The sequence below is a fragment of the Proteus sp. G2674 genome, assembly GCF_009915195.1.
Lineage (GTDB): Bacteria > Pseudomonadota > Gammaproteobacteria > Enterobacterales > Enterobacteriaceae > Proteus > Proteus mirabilis.
The window spans coordinates 15,274-35,344 of record NZ_JAABLS010000014.1 but is presented as its reverse complement, the minus strand read 5'-3'; the positions used below and the strand labels follow the sequence as shown (position 1 = coordinate 35,344).

The window sequence follows — 20,071 nt, the reverse complement described above, 5'->3', positions numbered from 1 at the left end:
AGTAAGATGTTGTTTTTATTGACTAAATAATCTATTTATAAAAAATCAAGTATAAAAAAGTAACTTTTTTTCGCGATTTGGTTAAACTTTGTCCTTTCATATCTGGTAAAAAATGCGTAATATACGCGCCCTTGCAGTCACAGTTTGGCCCTCTTTTCATCTATGCGAATCGGACAGTATCAGTTAAAAAATTGCCTCATTGCAGCTCCAATGGCTGGCGTTACAGACCGACCTTTTCGGTCACTTTGCTATGACATGGGTGCGGGGATGACAGTTTCTGAAATGCTTTCTTCTAATCCTCAGGTTTGGAAGACAGACAAGTCTCGGTTACGGATGGTACATAGCGATGAATTGGGGATCCGCTCCGTACAAATTGCGGGAAGTGACCCTGTTGATATGGCTACAGCTGCGAAAATAAACGTAGAAAGTGGCGCTCAGATTATCGACATTAATATGGGTTGTCCGGCAAAAAAGGTGAATAAAAAGTTAGCAGGCTCGGCATTGCTGCGTTATCCGGATTTAGTCGCAGAGATCCTTTCTGCGGTAGTCAATGCGGTTGATGTACCTGTTACACTCAAGATCCGTACAGGATGGTCACCTGATGAACGAAACTGTGTAGAGATTGCCAAATTGGCTGAAGATTGTGGTATTGCGGCTCTCACCATTCATGGACGTACGCGCGAGTGTTTGTTCAAAGGTGAAGCTGAATACGACAGTATTCGGACAGTTAAGCAGAGTGTCTCTATTCCCATTATTGCGAATGGAGACATAACTGACCCGCTAAAAGCCAGAGCAGTGCTTGACTACACTGGAGCCGATGCTTTAATGATCGGTCGCGCTGCTCAGGGAAGACCCTGGATCTTTCGGGAAATCCAGCACTATCTGGACACAGGTGAACTGTTGCCTCCTTTGCCGATTGCAAAGGTGCAACAAATAATGCAAAAGCATGTGCGTGAATTGCACGACTTTTACGGTCAAGGCAAAGGAACTCGCATTGCACGCAAGCATGTCTCTTGGTATCTCAAGGAACATGCCCCTGATGACCAGTTTCGGCGCTCCTTCAACGCCATAGAGGATGCCAGCGAACAGCTGGAGGCGTTGGAAGCATATTTCGAAAATTTTTTGCGTAAATAAATAAAAGAGCTGACAGAACTATGTTCGAACAACGCGTAAATTCAGACGTACTAACCGTTGCCACTGTAAATTCACAAGATCAGGTAACCCAAAAACCTTTACGTGACTCAGTTAAACAAGCACTGAAGAACTATTTTGCTCAATTAAACGGTCAAGATGTTAATGACTTATATGAGCTGGTATTGGCTGAAGTTGAACAGCCATTGTTGGACATGGTGATGCAATACACCCGTGGTAACCAAACACGTGCTGCGCAAATGATGGGCATTAACCGTGGCACACTGCGTAAGAAACTGAAAAAATACGGCATGAATTAATAGAAGTCGAATAACACATTGAATTAAAAAGCCCTTTCCATTATTTGTTAAGGGCTTTTTTGTTATTATTACCCCACCGTGTACCCCACATTAAAGCTCACAGCATCTATTAACAATAATTAGCTCCAGTACATACATATAAGTATTTAGTTATAAAAGGCATGATCAAAATGGTGATACCTGTTTTGCCAGACTGATTTATTAATGTGAAGAGGGAAAGATAGGTAAACTACAAAATTTTCGTAGTTTAAATTATGTACAAATAAACTTTATTATCCTGAGATTTGTTCCCTACCCCCCCTATAAATCTTTTTGAAGCCCTCAACTGTGCACCCTATGCACCATCAACTTAATCCATTGATATTAAATAATAAATTAGGGTGAGCACGGTGTGCACCAACTGTGCATACTGTGCACCTTTTTGCTGATAATTTACTCATTTGGCAATTACACTAGGTGAGACAACTCCTTGATATTAAGGCGTCCTAATCGAGGTAAGTACGTTTAACGTTCCAACCTATTGATAATTTCACAAATATGTTTTTTCTTAATGCCTTGGGGACATATTTGTCCTCTGGAATATCAAAGCAACAATAAATGCTTTGGCTCAGGTTTAAGCTGTGGTGTGACTGTAAAGGCATGGCGATTTTCACCATACCTATACTGTGGTGATTTCCACCATGGTTGATGACGAAAATTTGCAACTAACAAAGTCAGCTACACCCCATCAAATGAGGCTAAACGTTCTTTTTGCTCCCCCGTTAAGTTGAAAGCAAAGTCTTCATGCTCAATTTGCCATGTACCAAAGCTCATAAGGAAAGCAATAGCAGGGTCAATTTTGTTGGCTGATTTCTTTTTATTGGGCTTGATATTCGCGTTTGCGTCCGTTTCCATGACGACATTAGCCATCGCCCACGCAAGCACCGGATCGCCATTGTGACGAATGATTTTACGATTAACAAATACCTCGGCTGATTTCGCCACAGGGCTAAACTTCATGTAAGTTTGAGGGAATGGCTCAACATCTAACCCCGCACCTTGTAGCTGTGTCCTTAAATGGGTAGCGTTCCATGTATCAAATCCTGTCAATTTGATATTAAATTGTTGGCTGTCTCTAAGCACATCATCACGAATGCGATCATAATCAATACAATCACCAGGAGTGGTTCGGAGCCAACCTGATTTAACCCATTGACGGTAAATCGCCCTGTTCTTATTGGCGGGGTTCTGTAACTGCGCTTCGGGGATATAGTGGCGAGTCAATAACAACAATTCATTATCAACGGGAAAGGTATAGCAGACACTGGTAATATCCCCCGTAGAAGATAAATCCATTCCTGCATAACACGCTAAGCCTTTAAGGTCAGTCTCGGTATAGTCCATTTCACACGCTAACCATGCGCCCTCACCCATCCAAGGCGTTTCCCCCTGACACCAGATATTAAAACGCTTAGTTAACATTTCTGTCCATTGTGAGGGAATGCCTCGCGCCTTTTGTATCGTGTCATACAAAGCATCACCATCAACCGACACATTAAGATTGGGGTTCGCCTTTATCCACAGGCGTTCATCGTCAATTTCTTTTTCGTCATCAAGTTCATAAATCAAAGCAAATAACGATTCATTTTGTTCTTCACCGGCGAGGATTTGACAACAATAATCATAATGTTGTTTACATGCTGAAATGACATTGCTGCCTGACGTTGTGATCGCAAATAAAATGCCCTCAGGACGTGCCCCCATCCCTAACTCAAGAGCAGAATAAACCGCATTATCAGGGTGTAAGTGATATTCATCAACAATGGCTAAACTGGGGTTGGTTCCCTCAATCGTGGCGGCTTTAGCGGCAAGAGGTTTCAATAAGCTATTACGTTTCGGATTAATGACTTTATGTTGCTGTATGGCCACCCGTTTTTTAAGCGGTTTAGATAGCACACACATTTGACGGGCATCATCAAAAACAATACGCGCCTGATCTCGGCTTACTGCAGCGGTATAAATATCTTGCTGCCCGTTTTCCATCACCAAGAACCAATTAGCCAGTATTGCTGCAACGGTGGATTTTGCATTTTTGCGGGGAACCTGAATATAAGCACTGCGGTATTTTCTTCGCCCCGTTGAGATCACCTTGAAACCAAGGAGATTCGCAAAGGCAAATTGTTGCCACGGCTCAAGCTCTATCGGCTTACCTCGCAAGTGCCCTTTAACATGTGGGCAAACACGGGAGAACCCGATAAAACGCTCTACGACCTCATTATCAAAGGTATAAAGCGGATTATTTAAGTCATTATAGTAACGTTCAACCGCTTGCTTTAACCGCTGACAGGCGGGGATTTTACCTGTTTTGATGTCGCTTGCGTACTGCTCCCATGCGTTCATAGGCGATCTAATTCGTCCTCTTCCTCGGTTTCAATTGGATTTTTACGACGAGAAACGGGATCGAACCCCAGTAAGGAAGACATTTTAATCATGATTTTTTCAGCATCAGCCTTGGCACTCAATGAGGGATTACGGCTCTCACTGCCTTGACTATTGATAATGCTAAACCCTCGATTATCTAAGTCTTCAACCGCTTTACGGTACATCGCATAATTGACGCAATACAATTCTAAATTGTTCCAATCGGCTAACGTCAGATCGTCACGTTCTGCCAATATTTTGGCTTTTGTTTTCCACTCTTTCGTCGCTATCTCATTAATATAAACGGGGGGTTTAGGTGCTCTTGCCATAACTATTTCTATTTCCTAGTAAATTATTTTCAAAAAAATTACCGTGCGTAAAAATTCGAGGAGGGGGGCGGTTCCTGAGACGAGGGTGTTTGTCATTTTTGATCCCCCTACCCCCCTCTATATGCTTCTCTAACGATTTCGGAAACATTCCATTAGCTCCCTATCACGTTGAATATTGCGTCCTGCAATGGGCTTTGTAGGCGCTTTTAATTGTCGTTGTCTATACGATTCACTGTGCTTTAAGAGTCCTTTAACCAACTGATTTATTTCATTTTCACGCATTGCGGTTATACTCATCTCGCCAATCATTATGTCGTGCTGCTTTTGCCTCTAACTCTCGATACTCCCCATTTTTACGCTTTTGCTTAGTGAGTGGATCATGCTTAAAGGTTTTGGTGTTATGACAACTGTGACATAACGCTTGATGGTTAAAATCCACCCAAAACAACACATCACTATCGCCGTTAATAGGAATAATGTGGTCAACAATGGTTGCAGGGGTGTATATCCCTTTATTGAGGCAATGCACACATAACGGATTTAACTTGAGATACTGTAAACGGTACTTGCCCCACTGATTGCTATAACCTCGTTCGGTCCGTGTTCCTCGCTGGCTATCCTGTTGTCGTCTGGCTTCTCGTTTATGTTCATCACACCGTCCAGACTTCACCCGCTTATTACAGCCTTGATAACTACAACGCTTTAGGGGTTGCCATGGCATCTAGTACACTCCCACATCTCGATAGGTTGACCACAGAGAATGAATAGTCAGCGGAACTTCTTTTAATCCATCACTGCCTACCATCTCTCGGTTCTCATAAAGCAAACTGATATACATTAAACAGCCCACCTTGATCGCCGGAGTGAACGACAATCCATCATCAAATCGTTTACCGATATGTTGTTGGCACACTTCTAATGCGGCATCAATATAAATAGCTAATATGGCATCGTCATAATCATCATCAATACGGCAATGCAACTTCACTTCATCTAACGTGATTTCGGGCTTAGTCATTAAATACGCCTCCCTTACAAAGCAGTTCTAACAGGGTGTGTTTTGCATCAGGAATAACCGCCACAATGCCGAATTTATCGCCAACCGTATTTAACTTGTGATAAACGATACGGTGAGAAGTAGTGATATCTGTGCGATACCGTAACCAAATACGTATAGTTGCTTCACTCATAATCATCCCCGAAGCCATTAACTCACGACCACTAATAGCTTTTACCTCTGCAGCAACAGTCGCAATATCAACCCATCGAGTGGTTACTGAGCCAAAATCATCACGAATAATTTCCGATTTCTGTATGGTTATTTGATGTCTGAGCCTCCCTGCTTTCATTCATCCACCTTGTCAGACTCTTTTTTAACTTCAACGGTCTGTTTCCATGCCTGACTAAATTCATCCCCACCCTCACGCGGTGGCAATCCCTCACGCTCACGGGCTTCATTCGGACACATGACTCCCGACTTAATCGCGGTTTCATAACTGCGAAAACGTTCGGTAGGATTAGCGCGGAGTAAATCTGCCGTATCAAATTCCACTTGATAACGAATATTCGGTGTGGGTGAAGTCAATAACAGCGCTGATTTAATTTGTTGCTCAAAGTTGGCTAACCATGGGCGCATAGTGATGGTCAGTAAGGCACGACTTGCCTCACTAAAGTTACTGTAGGTACTGTTGGAATATTCTTGTAAAAAGATGGGGCTAATGTTGAACATACGGGCAATATCTTCAATGGTAAAACGCCTTGAGGCTAACCACTCCGCATCTTGGTTACTCATGCCTAATTGTTCATATTCCATGCCCCCCTCAAGAATGGGGGTTTTCCCTGCATTACGAGCCCCTTTGTAGCGTTCTAGGGCTTCTAATGCCTTAGTTCCTTTGAGGCTATCGAGCCATTCACCCGATTTAATAATGCCAGATGCCATCATGCCGTCTTTCATGATACTCGCGCCGTGTCGTTGTTGAGCTAATCCTAAGCCCAATGTTTCACGGCAAATCGTGACGGGTGAGCGACCTAAAAAACCGTCATCAGTCGCATAACGTAAATGCAAGATTTCTTCTTGTAGATAGGTTTTCACTTTACCGCTATACGGTTCCGTCACGGTATAACTGTATCGGTGATCCCCTAGTCGATTAATTACCACCGCACTAGGAGGATAAGGATGTATTGATTTAGGCTGTCCATCTTTGCCCCACGCAATCACCGCATAGGCGTTACCATTGAGTAAACAATGACGCATTAACGTGCGCTTAAATTGAAAAGCGGTCTGACAGTCATTCGGGTTTTCATTGAGAAGATAATCAACAGGATGATCACTTAACCACTCTCTTGATTCTCGCCCCTTATCATTGTGTACCCGATACAGAAAACAGGGCATGGAGGCAATAGCTTCACTAATGACCGTCACCGCATTCATCACGGCAGGTAAGCCCTCCGCCGTTGATGAGCTAACGTGTTCCCCTGAGTTTGTGTTAGATATCCCCGCCAGAGAAAGAAACTCATCAATACTTAGACTGCGGGATTCGGAGGCTTTACGTTTGAATGGCCACATTATTCCACCTCAACCAATTGTAACCAGCGGTCAAAATCTTTTACCGCTTGCGGTTTACTGAGTGTTAAGGAGCGTTTGGCAATTTCTACGCTACTTGTTGGATAGGCTGGAATACTCGTAAGACTAATTTCTCTTAATTCAGCTTCTAAGACGGTGCGAACATACGGTTCTTGACCGATATCCCATTGATCTTTAATCGCTCTGAATCCAAAACTAACCCCCTCGATATCACCACGGTCAATCATAGTCAAAGCATCACGCCCTAGCTGGGTATCAGGTAATAACAATTCAAACCGTAAGCCAATACCATCATCACTAACTATTAACGTATTAGATGATGTACGCCCTAATAGGGAGGCATGATCATGCTCCCACAAGAAGCGAATATCAGGACTACTTTTTAAACATTCTGAAAAAGCTGATTTATCAAAGCGTTCGACAAACTCACCAAATAACAGTTGTGAGTTATCCATCCAACGAACAGCGTAGCCAGTAATTTTTTTCTCATTGATTGAGAAATCAGCCGTTCTTAATTCAATATCATTCATTGCATTACCCCATGATTCTCATGAAAACCATACTTTCTTTTCTCAATTTCATAGGCTTTGTGTGCATCATGAGGAGTGTCATAACAACCGATATGTTTTCTTCCTTGCGGTGATTGGATTTGCGCTTTCCACCGTTTCCCGTGACGAGTTACACCTGTGTAACCAGAAGTATTTGTATTTTTCAATTTCAGGTTTTTAATATTTTCTTGATGAGTAACTAATCGTAGGTTATTTATTCGATTGTCGGTTCTATCATGATTGATATGATCAACCTGCAAACCTACATCTATTACTCCGAAATGAAGCATCCAAACGATTCTATGTTGTTTATATTTTTTCCCATCAAGAGTTATTTCTAAGTAGCCACTAATATTTTTGGCTAAACTTACTTTTTGACCTGAAAATTTTTTATTGAATATCCGCCAACCTTTCAATGAAGAAAAATGACTCTGAGGTCTCACCTTCCATCGTAGCTCACCACTTTTCTCATCGTAATTAAGGCATTCATTAAGATACCTTTTTGTAATTAATTTCACTGTCTACCCCCTGACAAAAAAGAGCGCTCCTGAGATCACAGGAACGCCCCTTGAGTTATTTACCCGCGACTTTAACTTCCAACACTTTAATGGCGTTAGAATCCACCAGCCCACCGCCTAAATATTTATCGGTGTGAACTTTGATAAAGCTGGGTTCAGTAATGTTGTCAGGGCGAGTACGTGTACCCGTTTCATGATCCACAATGAAGTAACCGCGTTTAAAGTCACCTAATGCAATCACATCATCATCCATGTTTTCGAGATAATGAACCGGTAAGCCTAATAAGGTATCAGGATCGCCAGACTGTAAACGGTCACGCCAGATATAATCCCCATTGCCATTTTTCAGCTTCTGTACTTTAGCTGCAGTATTGGAATTCATCACCCAAACGGCATTTTTGCGATATTTCGCACGCAATTTAAATTTCAGGTCAATCAGGCTATCGGCTTCAATGCTGGCAACGTCAAGTTTTTCCAATGTACCGAACGCGCGCGCTTTATCGGCTTTGGCTTCACGAGGATAAGCTAAGAATCCTTTTGCTTTTTTCGTACCATCACCCGTCACAAGATCGGTTTCTTCGGTATCAACAAACGTGTCGCCAATTTCAGTGGTTAACCAGCTAAGAATATCCACATCACTAAAGTCAATAATTTCTTGCGTGGTTTTGGGATAGGCGTAGATAGGGAATAATTTGATGCTGACTTCTTCTAACTTCGGTGTGCCAGTTTCTGTGCGGGCTTGACCTTCTTCACCGTGATTGACCTTTGCCCCACCCACAGAAACCAGTTGTTTATATTCGTTGCTGTGAGTCGTTTTGATGGTACAAATTTTACGCATCACCGAATCATCGGTTAATTGCTGCATAATTTGCTTATTCAGTTCAGGAATAACGGTATAGCCACCATCAGCCGGAACCCCTGTCGATAAAGTGCGAGTTTCCCCTGTCAGGATATAATGACGTAATTCATCATTACTGACGGCTTTATCACCTAATACCTGTTTGCCTGCTTGACTGCGTTCTTCTTCTGCCATCGCTTCATAGCGGGTAATTTCAGTATTCAGAGACTCCGACTGACTACGCAATTCATCAAAGTTTTTCGCTTCATCGTCGGTGAGTGAGCGTTTTTCAGTTTCAGCTTTAGTGAGCAGTGAACGCATTTGCTCGGTGAGAGTTGCCTTTTGTTGGCGTAATTCGAGAAGTCTTTTCATGAAGTGGTTTCCGTAATCAATAAAATGTTAAGACGTGAAACCAACACAAAAAGAAGAAGACCGTTTAACTGGAGATGCCTGTCAGAAAAAGCAAGGATTAAACGGTCAAGTGGCGGCTCACGTCTGAGTGCCACTTATTAATATATACCTCAAAAAGCCAATAAAAAGCCTTAAAAATCATACAATAAACATAAGAAAGCATCAGAACAATTAATTTACAATTCTTTATGCTAATATTTTGATGTTGTGGTCTGAGGGCGTTCATTTTAACAATGGAGGTAGTATGAATTTCAATCAGCTTGCATATCCAGAATTAATTATTATTAATGGAGATGAGTACAAAGGTAGCCGAGAAAGCAGTACTGTACGAATCCCCTACACCGATGAACCCGATATTGGAATTGGTGATGTTATTACACAAAAATCAGGAAAAAGACTTATTGAATTAAAAGTATTAGATGCTTCATTCCTTGCTGGAGGATCATTGAATATAGGTACTCACCACCCACACATGTTAACTCTACAAGTTGAAAATATGACTGCCAGTGAGCATAAAACGAAAGATATTAATTCTGTCGTTAATATAGGTAATATTTCTGGAGATCAAATACAAGTTGGGAATAATAACACTCAAATTACAAATGTAACTATTCAGGAATTAGTTGAAAAGATTGCAAAATCTAATGATGTTGAGGCAAAAAGATCTCTCATTAAATTACTAGAAAATAGTACCGTTGCAAGTGTAATAGGGGCAGGTATTTCCGGGCTAATAAGTTTATTATAATATCTTACCTGAAGCCGAGCATATTTATTCTCTCGGCTCCTTATCAGATTTATTTATCACTCAACCATTCGGGTACATCATTCATTATTTTTCTAAACGCTTGCAGTTGTTCAATTAATACATCTAATTGTTCTTTATTCGTTGCTAAAATTTCCTCTGATAATGTGTGTCTTAAATTTCCGCCAGTATCTTGAAAGAAAAAAGAATGTCCGCTAACCAACTCACGATAATCAGTTGTATGTAAATCATCGAGTTGTGTAATGTTGTGATAATCATAATGTGCCTGTATATCTTCTCGCGTGATCGGCATATCTCCTCCTAATTTAATACAATATTACCTGCCAAAAGAAGCCTTTTTAAAATCTATATGCTTATTTTAACAGCAATATAAAAGGTGCACAGGGTGAACAGTTGGTGCACAGTTGAGAAATAACTATGCACCCTATTTTTATATTATAAATCAATCAAATATAAAGATTGGTGAACAGGGTGCACAGTTGAACATAAAACTTTATAACTAGGGGGCTAACTTTTTCTTAATTCAGGTACTGCAGGAAGCCACTCATTAGCTTCATCAGTTAAATCAACGTTATAGTAATAACCCCGTTTCGTTTTAAACTTTCGATAATCCTTTTTATACTCTTGCATCACCTTAGGTAATGAGTCCCCAAACTTGGTTAATGTTAACGGTCTATCAAACCCGTAGGCTTCCATAAATGATAAATAAGCATGGTAGAGATAGATCCTCGGCGCACGAGGATAAATATTCTTATTCCCCATCTTCATCCCTAACTCTTCGCCCAATGAAACCAAATAAGCACAAAAGCTATACAATGGATCTGAGTTACTTTTGACGGCTAAAGCTTCGCCTGAATCTCTCTGTTCTTGCAGTAATAATTTAGCCTTATCTTGGCAGGTAAATAATTTCAATAAATGGCGAATAATAACGGGTAACTCTTTGCTTATCTTCTCAGGTAACAAGGGATCTTTATCACTCTCTTTAACGGGAGTATTAAAAGAGAAAATAACCCGTCTACGTGCTATCCCTCCGTTACGTTCAGTAAAGCTCATTGGTTCGTTATTCGTCGCCAAAACAACCGCTTTAATAATAGTTGAGAATTGTTTCTCATACTTACCGTCAACCTCGATTAAATCACCGCCTGTAATGGCTTTAATACCCGCCCCTTCTCCAACGTATTTTACTTGGTCAGGTAAGGTAATGAGACTTTTACCCACAAATTGATAACGCCCTCTCGCCTCGTCTAACGCTTTCATATTGCCACTGGCGGTATTGTGTGCCCCTGCAAGTAAAGTCGCGATAGAGGTAAAAACACTTTTACCACTCCCTCCCTCACCCGTCACCTCGATAAATAATTGCCAATCATACCGATTAGCTAAAATCATAAATAAGCCCGCATTAATACGGTCCATCTTTTCTTCATCGTTGCCCGCCGAATGAGATAACCACTTATAAAAACTAGGGGCATGTTGTTTTAAATTCTCATTAGGTTCAGGCGCAGTGAATACGATCCCATTATGATTAAGTAACCAGTTTTCGGGTGCATGAGGCTTAAATTGTTGAGTTGATAAATCATACACGCCATTACTAAAACCAATTAACTCTCGCTTTTGCTCGCCTAAAACTGGAATTTGTAATTTCAACGCACCAATCGCATTTTTAACCCCCGTTGGGCTATAAGGTGTTTCATATTCATCAAAGATCGCTACCATTGCCCGTTGTAAATCACTATCAGATACTTTATTCCATACCCCATCGACATAGTGATAAACCATCTCGCTATCTGGAATAATAGCGAGTTTTCCGTAACGTTCTGCGAGTAATGCGCCTCGTTGACTAGCCGCCATTTGTGAGAGATTGGTGTTCGCCCCTTTTTTATCCGCATGAATAACGGTTACTGTGGCTAAATTATCCATTTGGTACATTCCCTCATTAAATGCCTGTTTAGCTTTCTTAATCCCAAATTGCTGACGGTAATCATCCCAATCGGCTTTATCTTCTGTCGGCGGTAAAGTTACCCAACCATTAACCATTTTAGCGGCTTTTTCTGCTGAAATTTTACCCACATTCGGCTGACCGATCTTAATATCATTATCCGCAACTATAATTATCTTTGCTTCGGGATAATGCTTTCTAGCCCATTCAGCAACAGGTAATAAATTCCCCTCATCAATCGCAGCCAACACCAAACCACTATGCAGTTGACTCACTGTTAAGGCGGTTGCGTATCCCTCGGCAATCAATACTGTCTCAGTCGTTTCTATTAATTCAGATAAGGGCATAAAACTGCCCTTTTTCTTTGTCCCTGATATCAGACGCTTTTCACCGTTAGGCTTGATAATTTGCGCCCCTGTGACCTCATTACCGCGCTGAATAATTAATAACATCGAACCATCAGCAAGTAATTTTACGGGGCAATCGTGCCCCTTTTGAGTCAGGTACGCTGATTTACCTACCGTCGTTTGAGCCACTAGCTTTTGTACCTTTTCTGCAATAGGTTGAGACTCTGATTTTGGAGCCTCCTTTCTGGCAGGTTCAGGTAAAGGTAATGACAAAGCTCGTGAGACTTCTTTAGCTGCCTCATAAATAGAGATACCTTTTACTTTGGCAATTAAATCTAATCCATCACCGTGATTAGGCTCATCACATTGGCGACAAAACCAATTGCCGTTATGGTGATCATCAATAAAGTGAAAACGGTCAGTTCCCCCACAGACAGGACAGGCACCATGTTTTCCCCGTTCCGGTACATCAACACCACAGGCAGGCAGGATACCGCTCCAGTGATTTACTGCATTACGCTTTACTTCACGGATCAACTCAATATTAGTCATTGCCTACCTCCGTATAAGGAAACCCCTCACGTTGATAGATTTTAAATTCCGCTTCATGCTCATTAAAACGCATCGCATCAATCAAACGAGGTAAATACATCAATGACTCACCGATACGCCGTAAATCATTTTTAGCTTGGCTTTCATGGTAATCTTTATTTGCACAAGCCCAAAAAGCACACTCTCCCATGACTCGTAATGTCGATAGCAACCCGTCACAAGTGTCAGAGGAAACACTTCTAAATTTTCGTAGTTCTGCTGTGCTCATGGAGTCCAAATCAGCCTTTACAAGGTAGTCATAGATATCAGACATTGTTTTCACTCCCCACTGCATGACTTAAAGCATCACGAACATTTTTTGTATAGTCGAGTGAGATGCTAATCATGTTAGCAACCTCTTGATTGTCCTCAGCTTCGAGCCATATCGTTAAGAGAGACTCTAACTTGCAAATATCCATAATCGGGCTATCGAGTAATAATGCTAATTCATTGTTTTTCATGCTGATACCCCGTTGTTATCACGTAATGATTGGCTAATTTGTTGGTTTAAATCACAAGCAATTGAAATCAAGTCTAATAACTCTTGAGAGCATTCATCCGATGCTTTTTCAAGAATGACGCTATATAGAGAGCTGGCTAAACCTGCTTTATATTTTGCTGTATCAATACAAATGGTATTAAGCATGATCTCCCTCCTGACGAATACGAGCAGAAAAGAGACAAGGTGAGTCGGGAAGTAAAGAACGAGCTTCTTTCTCGTTACTGGCTTCAACGGAAAAATATTTAGATTGCTGGCATGAGAAGAAACGCCATAGGAATTTAGGGTGAGTTTGGGTAGACTTATACATAGCCATAGTGTTACCTCGTATAACATTGTGGTTAAACGCCTCGATAGTGTTCCTAGCACTTCGGGGCGTTGCTATTTGGTGAATCGCACCAACACTTATAAAGTTACCTCTAAGTGAATCGCACTTCAACCCTTTTATTACATTTATTTTTGCGTATACTGAATCGCACCAACTATATGGAGATTCAGAAATGGCAACAAGTTCAATCAATAACAAATCACAACAACTAAATGCTCGTTTCCCGCATGATGTAGTAGCAGATTTGGAGAGGAATCTAGAAGATGGTGAAAGTAAGGCGCAATTTATAGTCACTGCTGTAAAAGCAGAAATTAAACGTAGACAACGTAAAGCCAAACAATCAACTGAGTGAACATCATTCACTAGGTTCAAATCCCACCCTCCAATGGAGGATTGGCAATATTTAACCAACCCGATATAATTAGGGTAGTTAGTAGCTTGCTCCAGTGAATGAAGTTGAATTAAGACAGCCTGCACGCTGTCTTTTTTCTTTTGCATTTCACTAAATGATGATCGCAAACTGGACGGATTTGTTGTTTGAGTAGTGTTCATTAGTTAGCCTCCAAACGCTGAACTAACCAACGTTGAGCTAACTCAGTTAATTGAGCCTTTCTCTGTACTGTGGGTGTATCAAGGTCAAGAAAAGTACAATTACGAGCCTCTAAGTAAGCCAGTAATTTTAATTGCTCTGTACTCATGTTATCCCTGACTTCTTTAGATTTAATACCTTTATTCTTAGCCCATTTAATCGGGTCAATTCCTAGCACTAGCTTGTTGATAAAGCGCGATTCATTGCTATATGCAAAACCTTTCTGGTTATCGCCAGTGCGCTCAATATAACCTTTCATCGCTTCTGCCATGCTTTTATGGTCTTCACATGCCGTAACACGGTTTTTACGCCAATTCTGTATAGCTGCCTTGTGTTCTTCTGGCGCAATTTTGCGTAATCGTTCTTCACACTCAATGAAATACTGACGGGCTAATTTTCCTTGTTCATTACGCTCAACCATAGATAGTTCTTTACCCATGTTGAGGCTGACAATGTAATCGTGTTCAATTTGCTGTCTAAATTTTGCGCTCCCCCGTTTTGGGGTGCTCAAATTTTCAACAATGATATAATCGACATTCTCCTCAAAGTCATATTGTTTAATTCGTCCTTTAATCCAACTTGTATAATCACGACCAACTTTCAAGAATGAATGTAATTTACGACTACTGACTGTTTGAATTTCTTTACCGTTAATATTGCCATTAATAACAGGAATTAAATTATCAAAAGTATTAGTCTCATGTTTTTCAGGGTGAGCGAATCCATCAGCAATTAAGCTGTTTTTTTCCAATTTCATATATTTCTACTCTTTTTATTTAATTAATAAGAGTTGTCGCGACAACACATTTAGCTTGAATGAAATAAGTTGCAAAAGCTCGCAAATTCGTATTTTGGTTAATTGCTTGCAATTGCGATTTACTTCTATTAGTTCACTTTACGGCTATATGGATTATTAATGTTTTCCACGGCTGGCGGGTTACGAACCCATAGCAATAAATCACTTAATAGCCACGCGCAAGAATTACGCCCTAATGCTTTACGCGTAGGGAAACGCCCTTCTTTTTCGAGTGTGTAAGCTGTTGTGCGTGAAATTGATGTGATGCGTCGGCGTTCTTTCTCGCGAACGAGGCGATCATACTGTTCGCCATACTCGGCAAGGATAGAACGGCGCAATTCTGGTGTTGGTGTTGAAAATTGATTTTTCATGAAACCCTCACTGTATTTGTGTTTTCGTGAGGGTATTCTGTCGATTTAAAAAATCATTAGCACTATAAGCAAAAAATAAATTATTTCTAAGGAATTTACATCAAAGTTATTTATTAGATATTTCGTGCTCAAATTTTTCTAAAGTTTTATAGTTAAGAAGAGACATAGCAAATGGTCTAATAGTTTGTGCTATATTTATAGAGTCGTATTCTCCATTAGGAAATAAAGATACAGCCAATACGCCATTTGTAATTTTATTTGACATTGCCTTTTCCCATAAAATTAAGTCAATCAATGGAAACATACGATAAGATAATATCTTATCTTTAACAACATACCAGCCATTTTTTATGGTATCATCGTCATCAGGTATATCTAATTCATTCCTCCATGTTTTTAGTAAATGACTCATTTCATATAAAATAACCTCGTCTGATTTCATTAAATCAATTTTACAAAAAACTCCATCAAAAATAACTGATAATTTATTAATTGCAGATATGCTTATATACATATCATTAAAATCTTCATCTACTTTATCTGATATACTTATTCCTATTTTTTCTTTTATGTCTCCAAACATAAATTTGGCATCTCTTATAGTCATTGGAGAAATAGATTTACCTTTGCTAAGATATAGTTTCCTATCAAAATCATTTTTTTTCCATAATGGAGTTACATTATCATTATAAATATATACACCTTTATTAATTTTTTTAGCAAAGAAAACATCATTTTCTTTATATTCCTCTGTAATCAATGCATTATACCTACAAGATAATTGATATATAATTTCATCATCTGGCATTATGTTATAACAATCATAATCAGATAAATTAAACCACTTAGGGAGGTCTTTTTTATTACTAATTTTCATTTTAACCTTGCCTTTAAAATAACCACATTTCTATTATTCTCTGCCAATAAATCTAATCGTTCATACCATTTATTAAATGTATCTAATTTCTCAGGTAAGTATTGGCTACGATTATAAATAGCCATTACTCCTGGCAAAGCATGACCTAGTAATTGCTCTACAATATGAGGGAGAATTCCCATGTCATTTAACTTTGTCGCAAATGTCCTCCTTAAATCATGTAATGTCCAAGGCTCAGAATGATTAAATCTTTCCCATAATTTACGACCGTATTGAGAAACTGCCTCAGATTTTTTTAATTCACCCAATAAATAACCTGTCTTTTTATTTATTGAATATAATTCTTTAATGAAATCTCTTATATAAATAGGTATTGGACGAATAATTTTCTCATTTGTTTTTGTATGTTCTTTAGGTACAGTCCAAATCCAATTATCAAAGTCCCATTCTTTCCACTCTGATAATCTAGCTTCATGTGAACGACACCCAAAAATAATAAGAATTTTAATTAAATGCTTATAATAAGGAATATGTTTATTCTCATTAAGTGATTGCCATAATTCCCCTAATTCTTTATCAGTAAGTACCCGATCCTTTTTATTTTGTTTCTTACCAACATCAGGAATAGTTAAATCATCAAGAGCACTACTAACAGCATATCGCCTAACTCTACAAAATTTTAAAGCTTGTTTGCACATCTGAAATACATAGCCAGTCGCAACGGGTGATTCTTGTCGTGCTCTATCAAAGCAATTTAACCAATAGCGGGTTTCACAATCACTTAAAGCCATTTCACCAATATAAGGGTAAATATGCTTTTCTAATTGAGCCACATGCCTAACTATATTAACTCGGTTATCTTTCCCGTAATTTTCAACCCAATACTCCAAAGCATCTCTCACAGTGACAGGCTTTAATGAGGATTGAACTTCTATATTTAGTTGTAGCTTTGGATCTTTGCCTAATGCCAGCCAGTTACGACACTTATCACGGAGTTCTCTAGCTTCTTTTAAACTCATATCAGGGTATCGACCCAAAGTAATTACTTTAGCCTCCGTCTCTCTACCACCAATCCTATATTTAAAAATCCAACTAATAGCGCCTTTTTTGGTAACACGGATCATCAACCCTGCACCGTCCGCCAACTTAATAGGCTTATCCTGTTCCTGTCCGTAAAGAGCTTTGAGTTTTCTATCTGTTAATTTGTTTAAAGCCACCATAACGCACCAAAAAGTTAGTTCATATCATTTTGAGTACTTAATTAAATAATATCAATTGGTTATAAGATAATTAAAAAAGTTAGTTCATACACCAGTCATCATTTTGAGTACCCCACCGTGTACCCCACAGTTTGATGCACAAATACGAAAACGTCAATAAACACTGGAACAATATACAGTATTTGTTTTAATTATCTATTTGATTTTATTGAATATTAAAATAACATCAGATAGCATCAAAACTAAAAAAATGAAAATACGGCATGAATTAATAGAAGTCGTATAATACATTGAATTAAAAAGCCCTTTTCATTATTTGTTAAGGGCTTTTTTGTTATTGCAAAACGATAATTCTTTTACATATGTAGTGGGTGATAGCCACGAAATTTTATCACACGTTTTATATCCTTCATCAAGAAGAAAGATATTTACTACAAATGAGATAGGAAAACTGAGCAATACACCGGCAAGTCCTAAATAGACTAAATATCGCATTATTAATTTATTAAATGTTATTAAAGACATAAAAACAATTGATTTTACACCAAGAAAAAACTAAATTGTCATTGCGAAACAAGTAGATATGACAAGTGGTACCCCCAGTGTTAACATAACAATAGGCTCTGAAAATATAATAATATCTTCCATCAGAAATAACGAAATAGTGTAACCATAAACAAGTATTCCAATTACGATAAATAAAATAAGAAAGAATATGGAAACTATTATTTTATCCCATCTTGGCATAATCAAACCTTGGCCATGAGTGAAATATTTTATTAACATCAACCTCAGGTGTTCTTGGTTTTCTTTTTGACTCCTCTCTCAAGTATTAAATGACTTTTTCACTTAAGCCATATTGCTTATCTATATAATCTAAAGTCATCGTGATACCAACCCCTACAAGAAAGACAATTAACCCAACAGCTACTACACTGCCTCCTACCACAGCGCTTGATAATAATACTGTGCCTACAGCCCAAGCTCCAGCAGCAGCCAAAGCTGTTTTTGCCATATCAACCGTTACATTTCCCAAAAAATCGGCTAAATGATATTGATCCTTAAATGCCTATTCCAATCCTTTATAAGCAAATGAAAAAATTAGACAGAATTTAGCACCCTTGACAATGCCATCACATTGAAGATAAAACAAGATATAATATCAATTTCGTAGAGATATGGAGATCAAATTTGAATAAAGTTATTAAATTTATTTTTATTGTTCTATTACTTGTAGGGTCTATTCTAAATATACCCATTTTATTTGTAGATAATCATTTTTCATACACAAAACATGATTTCATTAGGTATAATTTATTTACCTTTGATGAAATCAAAAACGCTCCTATTATTTCAAGCAATTACATTATATTTTACGACTCACCTGATGGTGTAGCACCAATGACTAATTCAATTCTATTTTCAAATGTAAATCCAAACCGTAAAATAGAATTGATAAATTATATTGAAAATCTAGGTTATGTAAAAGATATAAATGCATATTGGAATACAGATGGAAATGAATCCTGGCGTAAAGACAATTTATTTATACAAATAAAACAAATTAATAGTGAACATACGATTTTATTCTTAGTGGAGAAAAATTAATGACATTTTTCTCCACTCATGTTGACTAAGCTATCGGATATTAAAAGTTGGGCTAATAAACCAATGAATAAGCTTAATTGATGCCAATAATAGTGCTAGGCTAATGGTGATAACAGTGAGTGCAAAAACCATCGGTAACGTAAGGGATAAATGAAAAAAGATTATGCCTTGTAAAAGGATAAAGCAAATGATTGGATGAATTAAATAAACACCTAACGCATTATTGGCAAGAGAAGCGTATTTTTGAGTGGTTGGTGCAAGGTAAATAATCCCTGCGCTTAAAATAAAACTTATCAATAAAGAGATAATATATATAATTAATTTTGCAAAAAATAGACTACCTTCTAATTTTGTTAGAATAATATAATTTATATTAGATTGATAATAAAGTATAAATATTGATAATAAACTTATTAAAGCAATAACCACAAAAGATTGACTTCTCAATTTAGCAATTGTTTGTTGGTCTACTAAATAAGCGATAATAAAAAATGGAAAATATTGTATTATAGCCAAGAAAGTAGATAGTTTAGATTCATAGCCTTTAGTTAACAACGATAGCAAAATACTGACAAGCAGAAGAGAGAATAATATTGGTTTATGATGTCTGATGTATGAAGGTAACAATAGGAAAAAAGCTTGCCAAATAGGTGTAGCAAGAAAAAACCAAACACCATTTTGAGGAAAAAGAAGGTAAGTATTAAGGTCAAATTGCCCTGAATAATAAAGAGGGATCATATCAATAGTTTGGAAAGTCGCATAAATCACTAAGGCAGCCAATAAATTATCACGCCAACTTTTCCATGTCCCATTTTTAGTAATAAACCCGATAATAAAAACAAACATAGGAATTAATGTTAAATCAAATATATTAATCAGTAATGAAAAGTCAGGGGTATGGCTTTGTTTCAAATAGAAACTAAAAACAATAAGTGAACTTAATATCAATTTTAATGCTGGCCAATAGGGTTGCTTAATTTTTTCCATACTCAACATTAACTTACCTTAGTTATTTATATTTTTCGGTATAAAATAATAAACCAGTTTACACCTTCCTGCTAATATTA

27 protein-coding genes are annotated in these 20,071 nt (G+C 38.4%); 5 read left to right on the top strand and 22 right to left on the bottom strand.

Annotation, left to right across the window (positions count from 1 at the left end; translation table 11 throughout):
- Window positions 1-162: 162 nt before the first annotated feature.
- Together dusB and fis are read left to right on the top strand one after the other, a co-directional pair.
- Entirely contained in the window at window positions 163-1,134 is a 972-nt protein-coding gene (gene dusB / locus GWI58_RS06380) for a tRNA dihydrouridine synthase DusB (protein ID WP_004248899.1), read from the top strand.
- A 20-nt stretch (window positions 1,135-1,154) separates the two neighbouring features.
- A complete protein-coding gene (gene fis, locus GWI58_RS06375) occupies window positions 1,155-1,451 on the top strand; it encodes a DNA-binding transcriptional regulator Fis (RefSeq protein WP_004245342.1) in 297 nt (98 codons plus the stop codon).
- 717 nt (window positions 1,452-2,168) lie between these two features.
- On the opposite strand, the gene GWI58_RS06370 is transcribed toward fis, so the two are convergent.
- The 9 genes from GWI58_RS06370 to GWI58_RS06330 all read right to left on the bottom strand — a co-directional run bounded on the left by GWI58_RS06370 (window position 2,169) and on the right by GWI58_RS06330 (window position 9,040).
- Entirely contained in the window at window positions 2,169-3,830 is a 1,662-nt protein-coding gene (locus GWI58_RS06370; RefSeq protein ID WP_004245343.1) for a terminase large subunit, read from the bottom strand.
- On the bottom strand, window positions 3,827-4,180 hold the full coding sequence (locus GWI58_RS06365; RefSeq protein WP_161769018.1) for a phage terminase small subunit P27 family: 354 nt from the start codon (window positions 4,178-4,180) through the stop codon (window positions 3,827-3,829). The genes GWI58_RS06370 and GWI58_RS06365 overlap by 4 nt, the downstream gene beginning before the upstream one ends.
- A 274-nt stretch (window positions 4,181-4,454) precedes the next feature.
- Window positions 4,455-4,901 carry an HNH endonuclease gene (locus GWI58_RS06360; protein WP_161769017.1) on the bottom strand — a complete coding sequence of 149 codons (447 nt, stop codon included), beginning with the start codon at window positions 4,899-4,901 and terminating at the stop codon, window positions 4,455-4,457.
- A complete protein-coding gene (locus GWI58_RS06355) occupies window positions 4,902-5,198 on the bottom strand; it encodes a head-tail connector protein (RefSeq protein ID WP_100159952.1) in 297 nt (98 codons plus the stop codon).
- Window positions 5,191-5,529 (bottom strand): phage head closure protein, encoded by a 339-nt coding sequence (locus GWI58_RS06350; protein WP_094960329.1) that lies wholly within the window; start codon window positions 5,527-5,529, stop codon window positions 5,191-5,193. The genes GWI58_RS06355 and GWI58_RS06350 overlap by 8 nt, the downstream gene beginning before the upstream one ends.
- The gene (locus GWI58_RS06345; RefSeq protein WP_049194563.1) at window positions 5,526-6,746 is read right to left on the bottom strand and encodes a phage portal protein; all 1,221 of its coding nucleotides are present in this window, start codon (window positions 6,744-6,746) and stop codon (window positions 5,526-5,528) included. The genes GWI58_RS06350 and GWI58_RS06345 overlap by 4 nt, the downstream gene beginning before the upstream one ends.
- On the bottom strand, window positions 6,746-7,294 hold the full coding sequence (locus tag GWI58_RS06340; RefSeq protein WP_161769016.1) for an HK97 family phage prohead protease: 549 nt from the start codon (window positions 7,292-7,294) through the stop codon (window positions 6,746-6,748). Before GWI58_RS06340 ends, GWI58_RS06345 begins: the two co-directional genes overlap by 1 nt.
- Window positions 7,291-7,830 (bottom strand): HNH endonuclease, encoded by a 540-nt coding sequence (locus tag GWI58_RS17825; protein WP_161769015.1) that lies wholly within the window; start codon window positions 7,828-7,830, stop codon window positions 7,291-7,293. Before GWI58_RS17825 ends, GWI58_RS06340 begins: the two co-directional genes overlap by 4 nt.
- Window positions 7,831-7,885: 55 nt before the next feature.
- Window positions 7,886-9,040, bottom strand: a complete 1,155-nt coding sequence (locus GWI58_RS06330; RefSeq protein WP_161769014.1) for a phage major capsid protein — start codon at window positions 9,038-9,040, stop codon at window positions 7,886-7,888.
- Between the two features lie 283 nt (window positions 9,041-9,323).
- Here GWI58_RS06330 and GWI58_RS06325 point away from each other — a divergent pair, with 283 nt between their 5' ends.
- Window positions 9,324-9,824: a hypothetical protein gene (locus tag GWI58_RS06325; RefSeq protein ID WP_202608524.1), complete on the top strand. Its 501-nt coding sequence runs from the start codon at window positions 9,324-9,326 to the stop codon at window positions 9,822-9,824.
- Window positions 9,825-9,873: 49 nt separating this feature from the next.
- Here the strand turns inward: GWI58_RS06325 and GWI58_RS06320 are convergent, their stop codons facing one another.
- The 6 genes from GWI58_RS06320 to GWI58_RS06295 form a co-directional block, all read right to left on the bottom strand.
- Complete coding sequence (locus tag GWI58_RS06320; protein ID WP_004245355.1) at window positions 9,874-10,134, bottom strand: hypothetical protein; 261 nt, start codon at window positions 10,132-10,134, stop codon at window positions 9,874-9,876.
- A gap of 215 nt (window positions 10,135-10,349) precedes the next feature.
- On the bottom strand, window positions 10,350-12,677 hold the full coding sequence (locus tag GWI58_RS06315) for a primase-like DNA-binding domain-containing protein (RefSeq protein WP_161769012.1): 2,328 nt from the start codon (window positions 12,675-12,677) through the stop codon (window positions 10,350-10,352).
- Window positions 12,670-12,990 carry a hypothetical protein gene (locus GWI58_RS06310; protein ID WP_161769011.1) on the bottom strand — a complete coding sequence of 107 codons (321 nt, stop codon included), beginning with the start codon at window positions 12,988-12,990 and terminating at the stop codon, window positions 12,670-12,672. Before GWI58_RS06310 ends, GWI58_RS06315 begins: the two co-directional genes overlap by 8 nt.
- Window positions 12,983-13,177, bottom strand: coding sequence for a hypothetical protein (locus tag GWI58_RS06305; protein WP_161769010.1), 195 nt, complete (start codon window positions 13,175-13,177; stop codon window positions 12,983-12,985). The genes GWI58_RS06310 and GWI58_RS06305 overlap by 8 nt, the downstream gene beginning before the upstream one ends.
- Window positions 13,174-13,362, bottom strand: coding sequence for a hypothetical protein (locus GWI58_RS06300; protein WP_004245361.1), 189 nt, complete (start codon window positions 13,360-13,362; stop codon window positions 13,174-13,176). Before GWI58_RS06300 ends, GWI58_RS06305 begins: the two co-directional genes overlap by 4 nt.
- Window positions 13,355-13,531 carry a host cell division inhibitor Icd-like protein gene (locus GWI58_RS06295; protein ID WP_161769009.1) on the bottom strand — a complete coding sequence of 59 codons (177 nt, stop codon included), beginning with the start codon at window positions 13,529-13,531 and terminating at the stop codon, window positions 13,355-13,357. The genes GWI58_RS06300 and GWI58_RS06295 overlap by 8 nt, the downstream gene beginning before the upstream one ends.
- A gap of 184 nt (window positions 13,532-13,715) precedes the next feature.
- On the opposite strand from GWI58_RS06295, the gene GWI58_RS06290 reads away from it, so the two are divergent.
- Window positions 13,716-13,895: a YlcI/YnfO family protein gene (locus GWI58_RS06290; RefSeq protein WP_161738288.1), complete on the top strand. Its 180-nt coding sequence runs from the start codon at window positions 13,716-13,718 to the stop codon at window positions 13,893-13,895.
- A gap of 199 nt (window positions 13,896-14,094) precedes the next feature.
- Here the strand turns inward: GWI58_RS06290 and GWI58_RS06285 are convergent, their stop codons facing one another.
- The 6 genes from GWI58_RS06285 to GWI58_RS17820 all read right to left on the bottom strand — a co-directional run bounded on the left by GWI58_RS06285 (window position 14,095) and on the right by GWI58_RS17820 (window position 18,411).
- On the bottom strand, window positions 14,095-14,889 hold the full coding sequence (locus tag GWI58_RS06285) for an antA/AntB antirepressor family protein (protein WP_193388765.1): 795 nt from the start codon (window positions 14,887-14,889) through the stop codon (window positions 14,095-14,097).
- Between the two features lie 128 nt (window positions 14,890-15,017).
- Window positions 15,018-15,299: a helix-turn-helix transcriptional regulator gene (locus GWI58_RS06280; RefSeq protein WP_161769008.1), complete on the bottom strand. Its 282-nt coding sequence runs from the start codon at window positions 15,297-15,299 to the stop codon at window positions 15,018-15,020.
- A gap of 106 nt (window positions 15,300-15,405) precedes the next feature.
- Entirely contained in the window at window positions 15,406-16,176 is a 771-nt protein-coding gene (locus GWI58_RS06275; protein ID WP_161769007.1) for a DUF6387 family protein, read from the bottom strand.
- Window positions 16,173-17,396, bottom strand: a complete 1,224-nt coding sequence (locus GWI58_RS06270; RefSeq protein WP_161769006.1) for a tyrosine-type recombinase/integrase — start codon at window positions 17,394-17,396, stop codon at window positions 16,173-16,175. The genes GWI58_RS06275 and GWI58_RS06270 overlap by 4 nt, the downstream gene beginning before the upstream one ends.
- A gap of 312 nt (window positions 17,397-17,708) precedes the next feature.
- A complete protein-coding gene (locus tag GWI58_RS06265; RefSeq protein WP_262346781.1) occupies window positions 17,709-17,930 on the bottom strand; it encodes a DUF1240 domain-containing protein in 222 nt (73 codons plus the stop codon).
- A 298-nt stretch (window positions 17,931-18,228) separates the two neighbouring features.
- Window positions 18,229-18,411, bottom strand: coding sequence for a hypothetical protein (locus tag GWI58_RS17820; RefSeq protein ID WP_001966501.1), 183 nt, complete (start codon window positions 18,409-18,411; stop codon window positions 18,229-18,231).
- Between the two features lie 176 nt (window positions 18,412-18,587).
- Between GWI58_RS17820 and GWI58_RS06255 the strand changes: the two genes are divergently transcribed.
- Window positions 18,588-19,004, top strand: coding sequence for a hypothetical protein (locus GWI58_RS06255; RefSeq protein WP_004248892.1), 417 nt, complete (start codon window positions 18,588-18,590; stop codon window positions 19,002-19,004).
- A gap of 30 nt (window positions 19,005-19,034) precedes the next feature.
- On the opposite strand, the gene GWI58_RS06250 is transcribed toward GWI58_RS06255, so the two are convergent.
- Window positions 19,035-19,991, bottom strand: a complete 957-nt coding sequence (locus tag GWI58_RS06250; RefSeq protein WP_237611670.1) for an acetyltransferase — start codon at window positions 19,989-19,991, stop codon at window positions 19,035-19,037.
- Window positions 19,992-20,071: the final 80 nt, after the last annotated feature.

Bases quoted from the DNA above. Each gene is read 5' to 3' on its own strand.
- GWI58_RS17820 (WP_001966501.1), bottom strand. From the start codon at position 18,411: ATGGCAAAAACAGCTTTGGCTGCTGCTGGAGCTTGGGCTGTAGGCACA.
- GWI58_RS06250 (WP_237611670.1), bottom strand. From the start codon at position 19,991: ATGGAAAAAATTAAGCAACCCTATTGGCCAGCATTAAAATTGATATTA.
- GWI58_RS06295 (WP_161769009.1), bottom strand. From the start codon at position 13,531: ATGGCTATGTATAAGTCTACCCAAACTCACCCTAAATTCCTATGGCGT.
- GWI58_RS06355 (WP_100159952.1), bottom strand. From the start codon at position 5,198: ATGACTAAGCCCGAAATCACGTTAGATGAAGTGAAGTTGCATTGCCGT.
- fis (WP_004245342.1), top strand. From the start codon at position 1,155: ATGTTCGAACAACGCGTAAATTCAGACGTACTAACCGTTGCCACTGTA.
- GWI58_RS06360 (WP_161769017.1), bottom strand. From the start codon at position 4,901: ATGCCATGGCAACCCCTAAAGCGTTGTAGTTATCAAGGCTGTAATAAG.
- GWI58_RS06345 (WP_049194563.1), bottom strand. From the start codon at position 6,746: ATGTGGCCATTCAAACGTAAAGCCTCCGAATCCCGCAGTCTAAGTATT.
- GWI58_RS06365 (WP_161769018.1), bottom strand. From the start codon at position 4,180: ATGGCAAGAGCACCTAAACCCCCCGTTTATATTAATGAGATAGCGACG.
- GWI58_RS06370 (WP_004245343.1), bottom strand. From the start codon at position 3,830: ATGAACGCATGGGAGCAGTACGCAAGCGACATCAAAACAGGTAAAATC.
- GWI58_RS06325 (WP_202608524.1), top strand. From the start codon at position 9,324: ATGAATTTCAATCAGCTTGCATATCCAGAATTAATTATTATTAATGGA.
- dusB (WP_004248899.1), top strand. From the start codon at position 163: ATGCGAATCGGACAGTATCAGTTAAAAAATTGCCTCATTGCAGCTCCA.
- GWI58_RS06285 (WP_193388765.1), bottom strand. From the start codon at position 14,889: ATGAAATTGGAAAAAAACAGCTTAATTGCTGATGGATTCGCTCACCCT.
- GWI58_RS06290 (WP_161738288.1), top strand. From the start codon at position 13,716: ATGGCAACAAGTTCAATCAATAACAAATCACAACAACTAAATGCTCGT.
- GWI58_RS06340 (WP_161769016.1), bottom strand. From the start codon at position 7,294: ATGAATGATATTGAATTAAGAACGGCTGATTTCTCAATCAATGAGAAA.
- GWI58_RS06300 (WP_004245361.1), bottom strand. From the start codon at position 13,362: ATGCTTAATACCATTTGTATTGATACAGCAAAATATAAAGCAGGTTTA.
- GWI58_RS06315 (WP_161769012.1), bottom strand. From the start codon at position 12,677: ATGACTAATATTGAGTTGATCCGTGAAGTAAAGCGTAATGCAGTAAAT.
- GWI58_RS06270 (WP_161769006.1), bottom strand. From the start codon at position 17,396: ATGGTGGCTTTAAACAAATTAACAGATAGAAAACTCAAAGCTCTTTAC.
- GWI58_RS06275 (WP_161769007.1), bottom strand. From the start codon at position 16,176: ATGAAAATTAGTAATAAAAAAGACCTCCCTAAGTGGTTTAATTTATCT.
- GWI58_RS06280 (WP_161769008.1), bottom strand. From the start codon at position 15,299: ATGAAAAATCAATTTTCAACACCAACACCAGAATTGCGCCGTTCTATC.
- GWI58_RS06305 (WP_161769010.1), bottom strand. From the start codon at position 13,177: ATGAAAAACAATGAATTAGCATTATTACTCGATAGCCCGATTATGGAT.
- GWI58_RS06320 (WP_004245355.1), bottom strand. From the start codon at position 10,134: ATGCCGATCACGCGAGAAGATATACAGGCACATTATGATTATCACAAC.
- GWI58_RS06310 (WP_161769011.1), bottom strand. From the start codon at position 12,990: ATGTCTGATATCTATGACTACCTTGTAAAGGCTGATTTGGACTCCATG.
- GWI58_RS06350 (WP_094960329.1), bottom strand. From the start codon at position 5,529: ATGAAAGCAGGGAGGCTCAGACATCAAATAACCATACAGAAATCGGAA.
- GWI58_RS06330 (WP_161769014.1), bottom strand. From the start codon at position 9,040: ATGAAAAGACTTCTCGAATTACGCCAACAAAAGGCAACTCTCACCGAG.